The organism is Polynucleobacter sp. es-EL-1 (assembly GCF_018687975.1).
In the GTDB taxonomy this organism is placed as follows: Bacteria; Pseudomonadota; Gammaproteobacteria; order Burkholderiales; family Burkholderiaceae; genus Polynucleobacter.
On the sequence record NZ_CP061310.1, the window covers coordinates 1,681,229 to 1,696,382 of the forward strand.

Below are 15,154 nucleotides of genomic sequence, written 5' to 3' on the forward strand. Positions count from 1 at the left end.
AGTCTTAATTACGCAATCTTGCGCAGCGTCGCTTGATAACGCAAAGCATTCTGAACATAACGCCCCGCGATATCGTTAATGCCCGAAATTTGCTCTGGGCTAAGTGACTTCACCACTTTTGCAGGCGTACCCAAAATCATGGAGCCATCTGGAAACTCTTTTCCTTCTGTGATTAAAGCGCCTGCGCCTACAAGACAGTTTTTACCAATCTTGGCACCATTTAAAATAACCGCACCAATACCAATCAAACTGCCGTCACCAATCTGGCAACCATGCAGCATCACTTTGTGGCCAACAGTCACGTGTTTGCCAATGACTAAGGGAAAGCCTGGGTCAGTATGCAAGACAGAAGCATCTTGCACATTACTACCCTCACCAATTTGAATATGGTCGTTATCCCCACGCACTACTACTTGGGGCCAAACGCTCGCATTTTTGTGGAGCTCAACCATGCCGATCACTTCAGCGCTCTCGGCAACCCATGCCCCAGCAGCTAACTGTGGGGACTTTCCATCTAGTTCAAATATAGCCATGACTCATTATAGGTAATGGCTATATTTATGAAAGCCTACCAGTTAGGCTCGCGGTCTGGGGTCGCAGAAATGCGGTGAATGCTCAAATCGGCGCCGTCATACTCTTCTTCATGCGACATACGAATGCCCAAGAATGCTTTCAGAAGACCGTAAACGACGATGCCCCCTACCAAAGCAATCCCCACTCCGATGAAGCTGCCAATAAACTGCCCCATGAAGCTAACGCCACCCATACCACCAAGCGCTTTGCTACCAAAAATACCAGCCGCTAAACCGCCCCACAATCCACATAAGCCGTGTAGTGGCCAAACGCCTAATACATCGTCTATCTTCCAGCGGTTTTGCACTAAGGTAAACATATAGACAAATAGACCGCCGGCAATTAAGCCTACGACTAATGCGCCCAATGGATGCATTAAGTCTGATCCAGCGCATACAGCCACTAAACCAGCCAAAGGACCGTTGTAAGTAAAGCCAGGATCATTGCGACCAATCACCCATGCCGCCAAAGTACCGCCAACCATGGCCATTAAAGAATTCATAGCGACTAAACCACTGACCTTATCAATGGTTTGTGCACTCATCACATTAAATCCAAACCAACCTACCGCCAAAATCCAAGCACCCAAAGCCAAAAAAGGAATGCTTGATGGTGGGTGCGCAGCAATATGACCTTCTTTGGTGTAACGGCCACGACGAGCGCCTAACAAAATAATCGCTGGTAACGCAATCCATCCGCCTACTGCATGGACAACGATTGAACCAGCAAAGTCATGAAACTCTTCGCCAGTCAGCCCCTTAATCCAGGCCTGAATGCCATAGTGTTGATTCCAGGCAATACCCTCAAAGAATGGATATACAAAGCCTACCAAGACAAAAGTGGCAATTAATTGAGGATTAAATTTCGCACGCTCTGCAATACCACCAGAAATAATGGCTGGAATAGCTGCAGCAAAAGTCAGTAAAAAGAAAAACTTAACTAGCTCATAGCCATTTTTCTCGGCCAATAATTCTGCCCCGGAGAAAAAGTTCACGCCATAAGCAATGCTGTAGCCAATAAAGAAATAGGCGATTGTCGAAACAGCAAAGTCGACCAAAATTTTGACCAAGGCATTGACTTGGTTCTTTTTACGAACCGTGCCCAGCTCTAAAAAAGCAAACCCCGCGTGCATTGCCAAAACCATAATGGCGCCGAGCAATATAAATAGGACATCACTGCCAGATTTCAAGACTTCCATTGAAGTACCCCCCTCATATTTTGTGCATCATTATGGGGAATATATTGGACACATTTTTCTGATATTGCACTCATTTAGTGCAATTTAAGGCCCCCAATATGGTTTATGATCGAAATATATACACCCGAGGGAGAACCCATGAAAAAAGTTTTATCAATTTTGGCTATTTTGGCTGCTTTTTCTGGCTTGGCACAAGCGCAGGAAAAAATTCCTGTCCTCAGTACGCAAGAACTGACCAAGGTCTGCAAACTGCCCGCTAGCCCAGAATCCCGTAGTTTCTGTATTGGTTACACCACAGCTATTTACGATACCTATTTAGCCACACGTCACCCACAACGTGCCAAGCCATACATTTGCGTTAAGCAACCTGCTCCGGCTCGTGATGAAGTTATTGGTGAGTTTGTAAAGTTTGCTGACGCCAATCAACAGACTGCTAGCAAACCTGCAGCAGGTGTTTTTCTCGGATTCTTGGCCTCACGCTTTCCTTGCGCCAAAAAATAATTCAGACTATATCTAGGCAATTCAACTTATAAAAAGGATCAGTTGATATGAAAAAAATTATCGCGATTACTGCAGCATCTTTAGCTATCGTTGGTTGCTCTAACATGAGCAATACTGAGCAACGCACTTTGTCAGGCGCCTCCATTGGTGCTGCGGCTGGTGCAGTTGGTACCGCCATTTTTCACGGCAACCCAATCTGGGGCGCGGTTGGTGGTGCAGCAGTTGGTGCAGCATCTGGTTATGTATACGATGCCTACAAAAAAGAGCAGGCTTCTGAGTACAACTCTGGTTACAACGCTGGTAAAAATAATCAACCAGCTAAAGCACCAAACTAATCTGCCATCACCTGTATCGGTAGTGCTGTAGATTTAAAGTAGTCAACAAAAAACCCGACTTGTTATTCGCAAGTCGGGTTTTTCTTTTGGAGGTTCAGTTGCAGTCTTAACTTAACAGCAATTGATTAATCCGTTTTACATAAGCAGCAGGATCATTCAATTGACCACCTTCCGCCAAGAGTGCTTGATCAAAAAGCACCTCAGTCCACTCATCAAACTGTTTGTCATCTGACTTGAGTTTCAATAGCAGTGGATGCTCAGGATTAATTTCCAAAATCGGTTTCATATCGGGCGCTTGTTGGCCTGCAGCCTTGAGCATCCGCAATAAATTTCCGGAGAGTTCATTCTCATCAGAAATTAAACAAGCCGGAGAATCCGTCAAACGGAAAGTAACACGAACATCTTTCACTTTCTCTTTGAGCACTTCCTTCATGCGGTCGAGCAGATCTTTAAAACCCTTTTCGGTTTCTTCGTGCTCTTTCTTTTCCTTTTCGTCCGTCAAGCTACCTAAATCCAGACCTCCTTTGGCAACTGAAGTCATCTGCTTGCCATCAAACTCTGTAAAGAAGGAAAGCATCCATTCATCTACACGATCTGAGAGGAGCAAAACCTCAACGCCCTTCTTGCGGAAGATTTCTAAATGGGGGCTGTTCTTAGCGGCATTAAATGAATCACCAGTGACATAATAAATTTTGTCCTGACCTTCTTTCATTCTCGAGATATAGTCAGCCAGGGACACCGTTTGCTCAGCAGAGTCGGTGTACGTACTGGCAAAACGCAAGAGTTTCAAAATGCGCTCTTGATTAGCCTGATCTTCGCCAACACCTTCCTTGAGGACCTGTCCAAATTGGGTCCAGAATGTGCGGTACTTTTCTTTTTTGGCCTCATCATCGCTATTAGCCAAGTCCTCTAACATGCTCAGCACACGCTTAGTAGAGCTCTCCCGAATAACCTTTACGTCACGCGACTCTTGCAAAATCTCACGGGACACATTCAATGGCAAATCGGTTGAATCAATCACGCCAGTGACAAAACGGAGATACATAGGCATCAATTGCTCTGCATCATCCATGATGAATACTCGCTTTACGTACAACTTAATACCACCACGTTTATTGCGATCCCATAAATCAAATGGTGCACGTGCTGGAACATACAGTAGTTGCGTAAATTCACTACGACCCTCTACTCGATTCAATGAATAGCAGAGTGGGTTCTCATAATCATGGGATAAGTGCTTATAGAACTCGTTGTATTGCTCTTCAGTAATCTCTGCTTTGGAGCGCGCCCATAAAGCACTGGATTGATTAATGCTCTCTAACTCGTCTTTGATAACAGACTCTTTCTTATCAGCATCCCACTCTTCTTTATTCATCTGAATAGGAAGCGAGATGTGATCAGAATATTTGCGAATAATCGACTTGAGCTGATGCGAAGACAGGAAGTCATCCTCGCCTTCACGCAAATGCATGGTGATGGAAGTGCCGCGCTGCGGGCGATCGATATTTTCTACAGTGAACTCACCTGAGCCATCAGACTCCCAACGCACACCGTCAGCAGCTGGCAAACCAGCTCGACGAGTTTCTACAGTAATGCGATCGGCAACAATAAATGCTGAATAGAAACCAACACCAAATTGACCAATCAAAGCCGCATCTTTTTGCTGATCACCTGACAGCTTTGAGAAAAACTCTTTAGTTCCAGAACGCGCAATCGTTCCCAAATTGGCAATCACTTCATCTCGACTCATGCCAATACCATTATCCGAAATAGTGACCGTTCTGGCAGCTTTATCAAAACTCACTTTAATCTTTAAATCAGGATCATCGCCATACCAATCTGGATGCTCAATCCCCTCAAAGCGGAGCTTGTCTGAAGCATCAGACGCGTTTGAAATTAACTCACGAAGAAAAATTTCCTTGTTGGAATACAAGGAATGAATCATCAACTGCAATAGTTGCTTTACTTCGGCCTGAAAGCCTAAAGTCTCTTTACTGGCAACAGTCATGTGCTTACCCCCTTAATAAATACCAATTAACTCAATTGACCCTAGATGGGGTCAAAATCTGGCATTTCAAGACTAAAAAATGGGGAGGGCTAGGCAGACTAGGGTTTTGTGTGCTTTTCAGCTACAGCAAGCCCTGCCTTTTTCCAGGCGCTAAAACCGCCCTCTAAGTGGCAAACACGGGGAACCCCCATTTTTTGCAGGGTTTCTGTAGCCAAGGAGGATCTCCAAGCTGAGGCACAGTACAGCACGAGGCGCTTACCCTCGCCAAAGATAGGCTTGAAATAAGGGCTTTTAGGATCTACCCAAAACTCCAGCATGCCCCGTGGCGCATGAAAGGCGCCGGGGATCATCCCTTCCCGCTCTAATTCTCGAACGTCCCGAATGTCGACAAAAACAGTATTTTCATCATCTAGCAAGGTTTTAGCCTGATCCAAGGGCACCGTTTCAATCTGAGCCATAGCATTAGCGATGAGATCTTCATAACCCAGAATTAAAGCCATTTTTGCCCCTTAGCAATCGAAATAAATAGAGATATAGTAAAAATCGAATTACCCAAAACGACACTCTGATAATATCTTCCCATGAACTTTACGCCTACAGAACTCGGTGCAAGCATTATTTTCGCGATTGCGGTACTGCACACCTTCAGCACTTCCTATTTTGAAACTCTAGCCAAAAAATCTCGCCTCCATTCTGGCTTATGGCACTTGCTAGGGGAAGTTGAAATTGTTTTTGGTTTTTGGGCGGCAGTGTTATTGATTTACATTGGACTCACAACTGGTCTTGATAGCGCTAGAGAGTACGCTAGTAAGCGCAATTTCACAGAACCATTATTTGTATTTGCGATCATGGTGGCGGCAGGCAGCAAACCAATCCTCACATTTGCCACCCACCTTCTGTATAGCTTGGGCAAGTTTTTACATGTCGCCTTGCGAACACGCGAAGCGCCGATGCTGTATTTCCTCACCTTATCCCTTACCCCATTACTCGGTTCATTTATTACCGAACCAGCAGCGATGACGCTTGCAGCTTTCTTATTGCGCGATCTGGTTTATAAACACAAATGCTCTACCCCAATGCTATTTGGCACACTAGGGGCATTATTTGTAAACATCTCCATTGGAGGCACACTCACCAATTTTGCGGCACCCCCTGTACTAATGGTGGCTTCTACTTGGGGCTGGTCAACTGCCTTTATGTTCACCCATTTTGGGTATGAAGCTGCAATAGCGATCTTCGTCAACTCTCTCACAGTGACCTTATTGTTCCGCAATCAACTTGTTGAGCCAGAAGAGAAGAAGATTCCTGAAAAAATTCCTTTCACAGTAACTTCAGTTCATTTGCTGTTTTTAGCGGGTATCGTGTATTTCGCTCATGACCCAGTCATCTTTATGTGGCTCTTGTTGTTCTTTATTGGCTACACCACTGCTTATCCAAAACACCAAAGTCCATTGATTTTGCGTGAGGCCTTGCTCGTTGGCTTCTTCCTTGCTGGCTTAGTAGTCTTAGGCGCTTTGCAAGGCTGGTGGCTGCAACCCCTCCTCGAGCAGATGAGCCCAACAGCGGTCTTCTATGGGGCAACAGCGCTTACTGCAATTACAGATAACGCTGCACTGACCTACTTAGGCTCCCTAGTCACTGGCACCTCGGATGAATTTAAATTAGCGCTCGTTGGTGGAGCAGTAGCTGGTGGAGGCTTAACCGTTATCGCCAATGCACCAAATCCAGCAGGTCTGGCTATTTTGCGTAGCCATTTTCCGAATGGTGCGGTGTCAGCACTTTACCTCTTCCTAGGCGCATTACCTCCAACGATTGTTGCTATTTTGGCTCTGCGTTTGCTGTAATTTGTTTTTTGTAAAATTTGAGCTTGGCCCCCAGTTATAAACCTGAGAACGGCATATGAAAAAGCTCTACATCAAAACCTTCGGCTGTCAAATGAACGAGTATGACTCGGGTAAGATGGCCGACCTACTGCATGCCAATGAAGGCATGACTCTCACGAGCACTCCAGAAGATGCTGACGTGGTTCTTTTAAACACCTGCTCGATTCGGGAAAAGGCTGAAGATAAAGTCTTATCTGATTTAGGTCGCTTACGTGAGCTCAAAAAAAATAAGCCCAATCTATTAATTGGTGTTGGTGGTTGTGTTGCCAGTCAAGAAGGTCAACAAATTATCAGCAGGGCACCGTATGTAGATGTCGTCTTTGGACCGCAAACACTCCATCGTCTCAGCGATCTCATTGCACAACGACGTCTTACTGGCAAATCTCAAGTGGACATTTCTTTTCCAGAAATTGAGAAGTTTGACCATCTTCCATCATCACGTCAAACACGTGGATCAGCTTATGTGTCGATCATGGAAGGCTGCTCTAAATATTGCAGTTACTGCGTGGTGCCCTATACCCGTGGCGAGGAAGTATCACGCCCCTTTGATGATGTACTGACTGAAGTTGCTCAGTTGGCCTCTCAAGGCGTCAAAGAGATTGTGCTGCTTGGTCAAAATGTCAACGCCTACCTTGGCAAAATGGGCAATACCAAAGAGATTGCTGATTTTGCTTTGCTTATTGAATACATTGCTGAAATTCCTGGTGTTGAGCGAATTCGCTTTACCACGAGCCACCCTAAAGAATTTACCCAGCGCCTTATCGATGTATATGCCAAAGTTCCTAAACTGGTTAGTCACCTGCATCTTCCTGTGCAGCATGCTTCCGACTCAGTCTTATCAGCAATGAAGCGTGGGTACACTGCCTTGGAATACAAAAGCATCATTCGCAAAATGCGCGCTGTCCGCCCAGACCTCACGCTTTCTAGCGACTTCATTGTTGGATTTCCTGGTGAGACTGATGAGGACTTTACCAAACTGCTCAACATGGTTGAAGAGCTCAACTTTGATAATAGCTTTTGCTTTATCTTTAGCGCACGCCCTGGAACGCCAGCCGCCAATTTGCAAGACGACACTCCTTATGAAGTGAAATTAAAACGTTTGCAAACCTTGCTTGCCTTAATTGAGTCCCAGGGCGATGCCATTAGCCGGCAAATGCTGGGCAATACAGAGCAAGTGCTTATAGAAGGCTTGGCAAAAGATGGAGTCAATCTACAAGGTCGCTCAGCCAACAATCGCGTTATCCATTTTGCAAAACCAGAGACTTTTGATGAATCTTTGATTGGCGAGATAGTGGATATTCGGATTACCGAAGTCTTGAACTACACCCTTAGAGGCGAAATGATTCACGCTCATGCCTAAGCCAAGTATTGAAATTCAATTTGCAAGCCCTGCACTTGAAACAGCTGTTTCGACAATTGCCTCTACAGCGCTAATTAAAAAATGGGTGCGAAGTGCGATTGGCTACGATGGCTTAATTACCTTGCGCTTTGTCAATCCGAAAGAAGGCAAAGAGCTCAATAGCCACTTTCGAAATAAAGATAAGGCAACCAATGTACTGACCTTTCCTTATGAGCTGAGCAAAAATCATGTGGTCGCAGACATCATTTTTTGCTGGCCAATCATCAAGCAAGAAGCGAAAGAGCAGGGTAAAGCCCCCAAAGCACATTTAGCCCATCTGATTATTCATGGCTGCCTACATGCTCAAGGACTGGATCACGAGCATGAAAAAGAAGCTCAAAAAATGGAAGCTTGCGAAGTAGCACTTCTTAAATCTCTAGGATTTTCAGACCCTTACGCCCATATTTAAGTTGCCCTTACGGTGACTTTCACTGAATTGACCTATTTCTACGATATTCTTACTACATGCCTGACCCCAATAAATCCCTTTTAGAACGCCTGGCGGATTTTTTAACGCCGCAACCCACCAGTCCCACAGAACGCCGTCAAGAGTTAATTGAAACACTCAGGGAAGCCCAGACGGATGGCTTAATTGATGCAGACGCCTTATCCATGATTGAAGGCGTCTTTCAGGTTGGAGAACTATCTGCTCGCGATATTTTGGTTCCCCGAGCGCAAATTGACTGGATCGATATCAATCTGCCCCTCACTGAAATCATTAAAACCGTTATTGAAGCAGCCCATTCTCGCTTTCCGGTATTTGAAGGTAATCGAGACAATGTGATTGGCATCCTTTTGGCTAAAGACTTATTGCGTCACTCTAGCGAAAAAGATTTTCAGGTTCGAGACTGGCTCCGCCCTGCCGTCTTTATCCCAGAATCCAAACGATTAAGCGTTTTGTTGCGAGACTTCAAAGATAACCGTAACCACCTGGCCATGGTCGTAGATGAATACAGCAGCATTGCAGGCATCATTACGATTGAAGACGTGCTCGAACAAATTGTGGGCGATATTGAAGATGAGCATGATGTTGATGATGAGGCTGATAACCTCATCTCCCTAGATAACGGTGATATTCGTGTCAAAGGTATTACAGAGCTTGAGCAGTTCAATGAAATGCTAGGCACACAATTTGATGTTGAGGACATTGACACTGTGGCAGGTCTAGTCATTCAACATCTGGGTCGGGTACCTAAAATTGGTGAACGCATTGAAATTGATGGCATTGAATTTGAAGTTCAACGTGCTGACCCAAGACAGATTCATATTTTGCTTGCACGACAACTCCCCAAACAATCAGACTAAACATTACTTTGATTGACCAGCAGATGCAAAAACTCTCCAGAGGTATTGGCTTGCTGACTCTTTTTGCTCTGGGAGCACTATTAGCAATTACCGCTGAACTCTCTTACGGCGGGTGGATTCAACTACCGCTCTTAGCCCTCTTGTGGTGGCAAATGAGCAAACATCAAGACCTCCATTTAAAAAACCAGTTTCTGCTAGGCCTTGCTTTTGGAGTGGGGTATTTTGTCATTGGTCTTTGGTGGATCTATATCAGCCTACATGATGTAGGCGGTATGAATATGTTGCTCTCAGCTGCCGCGGTACTGATGCTCTCAAGCTATATGGCTTGCTTCTTTTCGCTAGCCACACTATCCCTGAAATGGTTTAAGACATCCAAATTGACAGGGCTTATGCTTGCAGCCAGTTGGGTGCTACTGGAATTTCTACGCGGAATAATCTTTACCGGCTTTCCGTGGATGGGATTTGCTGAAACACAAGTCAATGGCCCATTTGCGCCAGTAGCGCCAATCTTGGGTGGGCTAGCGTGCACATTTTTAGTGGTGTGGATTTCCTGGGAAATCTTTCGACTCAAAAATACTAGCGTGTTTAGTGGCATCTGCATTGTCTTGACCATCACACTCTCTCAGCTTGCCAGCGTGTTCACTTTTACGCACCCAACTAGTGAGCCACTGACGGTGCGCTTAATTCAGGGTAATTTTGAGCAAAGCCTGAAATTCAATCCGCAAGCGATGCAAGAGCAATTTGCTTTTTATACCAACGCCATCACGAATCAAGCTGCCGATCTCATCATCACACCTGAAACCGCTTATCCCTGGCCGCAAAGCAATCTACCCGCAGGCCTTTTGCACTCCATTCAACAGTTTTCTACTGCTACATCTAGCACTGTGCTCGTGGGTCTAATTGGTGAAGTAGCTCAAACTACAGGTGTGCAATACTCCAATCGTGCACTGGGGTTTTCGCCAGACCTGCCACAGTATCAATACGATAAATCCCATTTAGTCCCTTTTGGTGAATTCGTCCCGCCTGGGTTTCGTTGGTTTGTAGATGCTTTTCATGTACCACTGAGTGACTTTGCTCGCGGTAAATTGGATCAAGCCCCCTTAAGTATTGCCCGCCCGCAGCAAGAGATTGTCAATGCCGCCATTACCATTTGCTATGAAGATGTCTTCGGAGGAGAGTTAGCCGCAAGACTGCGCAGTAGCACTCAACCAGTCAATCTACTGATCAACATGACTAACCTTGCTTGGTTTGGTAAATCACAAGCACCCGAGCAGCAATTAAGACTGTCTCAATTACGCTCTCTAGAAACCGGCCTGCCAGCACTTAGGGCCACCAATACTGGCATTACTGCTGTACTGGGATCAAAGGGAGAAATCCTGGCCCAGCTACCTCAATTTACCCAGGATACTTTGAGCGCCAAGATTCAGGCTTACTCGGGTCTAACCCCTTATGTTATTTGGGGAAATATGCCTATTTTGACGCTTTCTGGGCTTCTCTTGATCTTTGGCCTTCTGCGTCAAAAACGAATTTAATTGCTATTTGATGGTTTGCCTGCTTAGCCATGTAAAATCAAAGGCTTAGCTAGGTTAATCATGCTTACTTTTCAGCAAATCATTCTCAAACTCCAAGATTACTGGGACCAACAAGGTTGTGCCCTATTGCAACCTATTGACCTTGAGGTTGGTGCAGGTACCTCTCACACAGCCACTTTTCTGCGGGCCATTGGCCCAGAACCCTGGAAAGCTGCGTATGTACAGCCTTCACGGCGACCCAAAGATGGTCGTTATGGCGAAAATCCCAACCGCCTGCAGCACTATTACCAATATCAAGTAGTCCTTAAGCCAGCTCCCGAAAATATTCTTGAGCTGTATTTGGGATCTCTTGCAGCCCTGGGTCTAGATCTCAAACAAAATGATGTGCGTTTTGTGGAGGATGACTGGGAAAACCCCACTCTAGGCGCATGGGGCCTTGGCTGGGAAGTTTGGCTCAACGGCATGGAAGTGACGCAATTTACTTACTTCCAACAAGTGGGCGGTCTCGATTGCAAACCGGTTTTGGGTGAGATCACCTATGGAATCGAACGTTTAGCGATGTATATCCAAAATTGCTCGAATGTCTACGATCTCGTTTGGGCTGATGGAATTTCTTACGGTGACGTGTATCACCAAAACGAAGTAGAACAATCTTGCTACAACTTTGAGCATTCCAATACGGATTTACTCTTTGCTAACTTTACCAATTATGAAAGTGAAGCAAAACGCTTAATGGAAGTGCCTTTGGCATTGCCAGCGTATGAGATGGTGCTCAAGGCTGCTCACACCTTTAATCTTTTAGATGCCCGTGGTGCTATTTCGGTGACTGAGCGTGCGGCTTATATTGGCCGTATTCGCAATCTTTCTCGTGCAGTGGCTCAAGCCTACTTTGAATCCCGAGAAAAACTGGGATTCCCTATGTGCCAACGTCAAGTCAAAGCTTAAGCAACGCAAACTATTATGAGCACATCTAATTTCGCCTCTACAACAGAGACTTTGCTTATCGAAGTATTTACGGAAGAGCTTCCTCCTAAATCTCTGCGTCGTTTAGGTGATGCTTTTAGTGAAGGCATCTTTTCTGTTCTGAAAGCAAATGGCCTTACCAGCGAAAACTCCATAGCCACTGGATATGCCACGCCACGTCGTTTAGCTGTGGAGATCAGCCATGTTCTCAGTCAAGCGCCAGATCATCCTGTTCGAGAAAAACTGTTGCCAACGAGCATTGCCTTTGATGCCCAAGGAAAACCAACGCCACCGCTATTAAAGAAACTAGGATCACTAGGTTATGCGGATATCGATATCACTTCACTTGAAAAGTCTGGTGAAGGGAAGAACGAAGCTCTCTACCTCAATGTCATCGCTAAAGGTGCCGCTCTTGAGGAGACTGCCCTACAAGCCCTTATCAGCACACTAAGCAAGTTACCGATCGCCAAAATGATGCACTACCAAGTGCTACAAAAAAATGGTGAGTTGGCTGATGTTGAATTTGCACGACCAGCGCATCGCATCACTGCATTGCATGGCAAGAACATTCTCAATATTAGTGCACTTGGTATTGACGCCAGCAATCATACTGAAGGACATCGCTTTTTAGCTCCAGGAACTATCCAGATTGACTCAGCAGCTCAATACGAATCCGAGCTCAGTAACAAAGGCAAGGTTTTACCAAGCTTTACTAAGCGTCGCGAGTTTATTGAGGCGTCCCTACTTAAGGCCGCTGCTGGCGACTTAGTATTGATGCCCGATAGCCTATTAGATGAAGTGACTGCGCTAGTAGAGTGGCCAGCAATTTATGAATGTCACTTTGATCAAGAGTTCTTAGAGGTACCCCAGGAATGCTTGATCCTGACAATGCAAACTAATCAGAAATATTTTGCACTCACAGATCAGCAAGGCAAATTACGTAATCGCTTCTTAATCGTATCGAATATCGAAACAGATAAGCCTGCGGCTATTGTTTCTGGTAATGAGCGTGTAGTGCGCCCCCGCCTCTCTGATGCGCGCTTCTTCTTTCAGCAAGATCAAAAACGTCCTTTGGCCTCTCGCGTGGCCGATCTAGGAAAAGTGGTTTATCACAATCAACTAGGCAATCAACTCGATCGCATGAAGCGCGTGCAAGCTATTGCGGTTGGTATCGCTAATGCATTGTCTGCAGATAGCGCTTTGGCGAGTCGCGCTGCAGAGATTGCTAAGACTGATTTGTTAACTGATATGGTTGGCGAATTTCCAGAGCTCCAAGGCATCATGGGTCGCTACTATGCAACGCATGATGGTGAGAATAAAGAAGTGGCTTCAGCTTGCAGTGAGCATTACATGCCCCGCTTTGCTGGAGATGCTTTGCCACAAACGCAGACAGGCACTGTGCTTGCTATTGCAGATAAGCTTGAGACACTAGTAGGCATTTGGGGAGTGGGCCTTGCACCAACGGGTGATAAAGACCCGTACGCCTTACGTCGCCATGCTTTGGGGGTTTGCCGCCTTCTTCTCGAAAAAAATCTTTCCTTAAGTCTGCCTGATCTAATCGAGTTGGCCCGCAAACAGTTCCCACAAAAAGAGGTGCAAGATAAGGCAAAGTTAGAAGATATCTATGCTTTCATCAATGATCGCTTACGCGCCTATTTACGAGATCAATCCGTTGCTGGTAAGCCGTTTACTACTGAAGAAATTGATGCGGTATTAAGTCAAACCCCTGCACAGATTAATGACTTAATTGCACGCTTAACAGCCTTACGAGAATTTAATGCTCTACCCCAGGCAGCCCAACTGGCAGCAGCGAACAAACGCATTAGTAATATTCTGAAAAAGACTACAACTGCTATTCCTGCGACCTGCTCTAGTAAATTGTTGCAACTTCCGGCTGAGATTGCCCTGCATCAGGCGCTGGAAGCAGTTTCACCAGCACTGAATGCAGCCTATGAAAACCGTCAATTTGTAGATCTCTTAAAAGCGCTGGTAGCGTTGAGTGCGCCGATTGATCAATTCTTTGCCGACGTTATGGTGATGGATCCCAATCCAGAGTTACGCGACAACCGTTTAGCACTCTTGCAACAACTTCACCAGAAAATGAATCTCATTGCCGATCTCGGCAAGTTAGCATGAGCATTGGCTCTACTAAGCTGATCATTCTTGATCGCGATGGCGTGATCAATGAGGATCGCGATGACTATGTTAAGTCGAGTGATGAGTGGATTCCACTGCCTGGAAGTTTGGAGGCAATTGCACTACTAAATCAAGCGGGCTATCACATTGCAGTTGCTACCAATCAGTCTGGTCTAGCTCGCGGATTATTTAATATTAATGATCTACATGCTATGCATAGCAAGATGGATAGGCTCCTCAAACCCTTGGGTGGTCATATCGATAGCATCTTCTTTTGCCCACATGTGGATGCCAATGGATGCGATTGCCGCAAGCCGCTTCCGGGGATGATGAAAGAAATTGCCCTGCGTTATAAAAAAACAGATAGCACCCTCCCTTTAACTGGTACCCCCATCGTCGGCGACTCTCTAAGAGATCTTGAAGCAGGAATAGCTTTGGGTGCAAGCCCACATTTAGTATTAACCGGCAAGGGCAGAAAAACAGTAGACAAAGGAAATCTTCCCGAGGGCACGCAAATTCATGCGGATTTAATGGCCTTTGCTAATGCGCTCTTGGAAGATAGAATTTAAAGCAAATGACCTTGATACGCTCCATACTTTTTGCGCTGTTTTTACTGATCTTTACCCCCATTTGGTCAGTACTGTGTATTTTGTTATTCCCATTTCTCAATCCAGAAAACCGCTACCGCTTTATTGGTCTTTGGAACAAGATCGTTATCTGGATTTTGCAGCCACTATGCGGTATTCGCTATGAGATTCGTGGCATGGAAAATATGACTGCTGTGCTTGATCAACCCGTAGTGGTCTTAAGTAAACATCAATCTGCTTACGAAACGATTGCTTACATTGCGCTATTGCCAAAACAGTTATGCTTTGTCTTTAAGCGTGAGCTTTTATGGATTCCATTTTTTGGTTGGGCGCTTGCTCTACTCAAGATGATCCACATTAATCGTAACAAGAAAGAAACGGCTGCTCTCTCCGTAGTCGGCCAAGGTCGCAAGAGGTTGGCGGAGGGTAAATGGATTTTGCTCTTTCCAGAAGGAACTAGAACACCAACTGGTTCTCACAAACCGTACAGTAAGGGTGGCGCTAGGCTAGCCAGCGCAACTGAAGCATTAGTCATTCCTATTGCCCACAATGCCGGTCGCTGTTGGCCTAAAAATAGCTTTATCAAAACACCAGGAACCGTGATTTTCTCAATCGGTCCAGCAATTGCCTCTGCTGGAAAAACGAGCGGGCAGCTACATCAAGAAGTTGAAAAGTGGATTGAAGCAGAAATGCGAGTGATTGATCCTGCCGCTTATCAATCTGAAAAAAGCTAG

General features: G+C 45.5%; 15 protein-coding genes. 11 read left to right on the forward strand and 4 right to left on the reverse strand.

Annotation, left to right across the window (positions count from 1 at the left end; genetic code table 11):
* Nucleotides 1-8 precede the first annotated feature (8 nt).
* Together FD974_RS08570 and FD974_RS08575 are read right to left on the reverse strand one after the other, a co-directional pair.
* Nucleotides 9-533, reverse strand: coding sequence for a gamma carbonic anhydrase family protein (locus tag FD974_RS08570; protein WP_215364262.1), 525 nt, complete (start codon nt 531-533; stop codon nt 9-11).
* Between the two features lie 35 nt (nt 534-568).
* Nucleotides 569-1,771 carry an ammonium transporter gene (locus FD974_RS08575; protein WP_215364265.1) on the reverse strand — a complete coding sequence of 401 codons (1,203 nt, stop codon included), beginning with the start codon at nt 1,769-1,771 and terminating at the stop codon, nt 569-571.
* Between the two features lie 138 nt (nt 1,772-1,909).
* Here FD974_RS08575 and FD974_RS08580 point away from each other — a divergent pair, with 138 nt between their 5' ends.
* Together FD974_RS08580 and FD974_RS08585 are read left to right on the forward strand one after the other, a co-directional pair.
* Nucleotides 1,910-2,272 (forward strand): Rap1a/Tai family immunity protein, encoded by a 363-nt coding sequence (locus tag FD974_RS08580; RefSeq protein ID WP_215364267.1) that lies wholly within the window; start codon nt 1,910-1,912, stop codon nt 2,270-2,272.
* A gap of 47 nt (nt 2,273-2,319) precedes the next feature.
* Complete coding sequence (locus FD974_RS08585) at nt 2,320-2,607, forward strand: glycine zipper domain-containing protein (protein ID WP_215364270.1); 288 nt, start codon at nt 2,320-2,322, stop codon at nt 2,605-2,607.
* A gap of 106 nt (nt 2,608-2,713) precedes the next feature.
* Here FD974_RS08585 and htpG read toward each other — a convergent pair whose 3' ends face one another.
* A complete protein-coding gene (gene htpG / locus FD974_RS08590; RefSeq protein ID WP_215364273.1) occupies nt 2,714-4,615 on the reverse strand; it encodes a molecular chaperone HtpG in 1,902 nt (633 codons plus the stop codon).
* Between the two features lie 98 nt (nt 4,616-4,713).
* Nucleotides 4,714-5,115: a rhodanese-like domain-containing protein gene (locus tag FD974_RS08595; protein WP_215364276.1), complete on the reverse strand. Its 402-nt coding sequence runs from the start codon at nt 5,113-5,115 to the stop codon at nt 4,714-4,716.
* A gap of 81 nt (nt 5,116-5,196) precedes the next feature.
* Between FD974_RS08595 and FD974_RS08600 the strand changes: the two genes are divergently transcribed.
* Genes FD974_RS08600 through FD974_RS08640 form a run of 9 tightly spaced genes read left to right on the forward strand, consistent with a single transcriptional unit; the run spans nt 5,197 to nt 15,154 of the window.
* Nucleotides 5,197-6,459 (forward strand): putative Na+/H+ antiporter, encoded by a 1,263-nt coding sequence (locus FD974_RS08600; RefSeq protein ID WP_215364278.1) that lies wholly within the window; start codon nt 5,197-5,199, stop codon nt 6,457-6,459.
* A 55-nt stretch (nt 6,460-6,514) separates the two neighbouring features.
* Nucleotides 6,515-7,858, forward strand: a complete 1,344-nt coding sequence (miaB, locus tag FD974_RS08605) for a tRNA (N6-isopentenyl adenosine(37)-C2)-methylthiotransferase MiaB (protein WP_215364280.1) — start codon at nt 6,515-6,517, stop codon at nt 7,856-7,858.
* A complete protein-coding gene (gene ybeY, locus FD974_RS08610) occupies nt 7,851-8,306 on the forward strand; it encodes an rRNA maturation RNase YbeY (RefSeq protein ID WP_215364282.1) in 456 nt (151 codons plus the stop codon). The genes miaB and ybeY overlap by 8 nt, the downstream gene beginning before the upstream one ends.
* A gap of 56 nt (nt 8,307-8,362) precedes the next feature.
* A complete protein-coding gene (locus tag FD974_RS08615; RefSeq protein WP_215364284.1) occupies nt 8,363-9,202 on the forward strand; it encodes an HlyC/CorC family transporter in 840 nt (279 codons plus the stop codon).
* A gap of 23 nt (nt 9,203-9,225) precedes the next feature.
* Nucleotides 9,226-10,734 carry an apolipoprotein N-acyltransferase gene (lnt, locus tag FD974_RS08620; protein WP_215364286.1) on the forward strand — a complete coding sequence of 503 codons (1,509 nt, stop codon included), beginning with the start codon at nt 9,226-9,228 and terminating at the stop codon, nt 10,732-10,734.
* 60 nt (nt 10,735-10,794) lie between these two features.
* Complete coding sequence (gene glyQ / locus FD974_RS08625) at nt 10,795-11,679, forward strand: glycine--tRNA ligase subunit alpha (RefSeq protein WP_215364288.1); 885 nt, start codon at nt 10,795-10,797, stop codon at nt 11,677-11,679.
* A 15-nt stretch (nt 11,680-11,694) separates the two neighbouring features.
* Nucleotides 11,695-13,833, forward strand: a complete 2,139-nt coding sequence (gene glyS, locus FD974_RS08630) for a glycine--tRNA ligase subunit beta (RefSeq protein WP_215364289.1) — start codon at nt 11,695-11,697, stop codon at nt 13,831-13,833.
* Nucleotides 13,830-14,402 carry a D-glycero-beta-D-manno-heptose 1,7-bisphosphate 7-phosphatase gene (gene gmhB / locus FD974_RS08635; protein ID WP_215364290.1) on the forward strand — a complete coding sequence of 191 codons (573 nt, stop codon included), beginning with the start codon at nt 13,830-13,832 and terminating at the stop codon, nt 14,400-14,402. The genes glyS and gmhB overlap by 4 nt, the downstream gene beginning before the upstream one ends.
* A gap of 5 nt (nt 14,403-14,407) precedes the next feature.
* Entirely contained in the window at nt 14,408-15,154 is a 747-nt protein-coding gene (locus FD974_RS08640) for a 1-acyl-sn-glycerol-3-phosphate acyltransferase (RefSeq protein WP_215364291.1), read from the forward strand.

Excerpts from the sequence above, each read along its gene's own strand:
- FD974_RS08570 (WP_215364262.1), bottom strand. The coding sequence starts at position 533 with ATGGCTATATTTGAACTAGATGGAAAGTCCCCACAGTTAGCTGCTGGG.
- FD974_RS08575 (WP_215364265.1), bottom strand. The coding sequence starts at position 1,771 with ATGGAAGTCTTGAAATCTGGCAGTGATGTCCTATTTATATTGCTCGGC.
- FD974_RS08580 (WP_215364267.1), top strand. The coding sequence starts at position 1,910 with ATGAAAAAAGTTTTATCAATTTTGGCTATTTTGGCTGCTTTTTCTGGC.
- FD974_RS08585 (WP_215364270.1), top strand. The coding sequence starts at position 2,320 with ATGAAAAAAATTATCGCGATTACTGCAGCATCTTTAGCTATCGTTGGT.
- htpG (WP_215364273.1), bottom strand. The coding sequence starts at position 4,615 with ATGACTGTTGCCAGTAAAGAGACTTTAGGCTTTCAGGCCGAAGTAAAG.
- FD974_RS08595 (WP_215364276.1), bottom strand. The coding sequence starts at position 5,115 with ATGGCTTTAATTCTGGGTTATGAAGATCTCATCGCTAATGCTATGGCT.
- FD974_RS08600 (WP_215364278.1), top strand. The coding sequence starts at position 5,197 with ATGAACTTTACGCCTACAGAACTCGGTGCAAGCATTATTTTCGCGATT.
- miaB (WP_215364280.1), top strand. The coding sequence starts at position 6,515 with ATGAAAAAGCTCTACATCAAAACCTTCGGCTGTCAAATGAACGAGTAT.
- ybeY (WP_215364282.1), top strand. The coding sequence starts at position 7,851 with ATGCCTAAGCCAAGTATTGAAATTCAATTTGCAAGCCCTGCACTTGAA.
- FD974_RS08615 (WP_215364284.1), top strand. The coding sequence starts at position 8,363 with ATGCCTGACCCCAATAAATCCCTTTTAGAACGCCTGGCGGATTTTTTA.
- lnt (WP_215364286.1), top strand. The coding sequence starts at position 9,226 with ATGCAAAAACTCTCCAGAGGTATTGGCTTGCTGACTCTTTTTGCTCTG.
- glyQ (WP_215364288.1), top strand. The coding sequence starts at position 10,795 with ATGCTTACTTTTCAGCAAATCATTCTCAAACTCCAAGATTACTGGGAC.
- glyS (WP_215364289.1), top strand. The coding sequence starts at position 11,695 with ATGAGCACATCTAATTTCGCCTCTACAACAGAGACTTTGCTTATCGAA.
- gmhB (WP_215364290.1), top strand. The coding sequence starts at position 13,830 with ATGAGCATTGGCTCTACTAAGCTGATCATTCTTGATCGCGATGGCGTG.
- FD974_RS08640 (WP_215364291.1), top strand. The coding sequence starts at position 14,408 with ATGACCTTGATACGCTCCATACTTTTTGCGCTGTTTTTACTGATCTTT.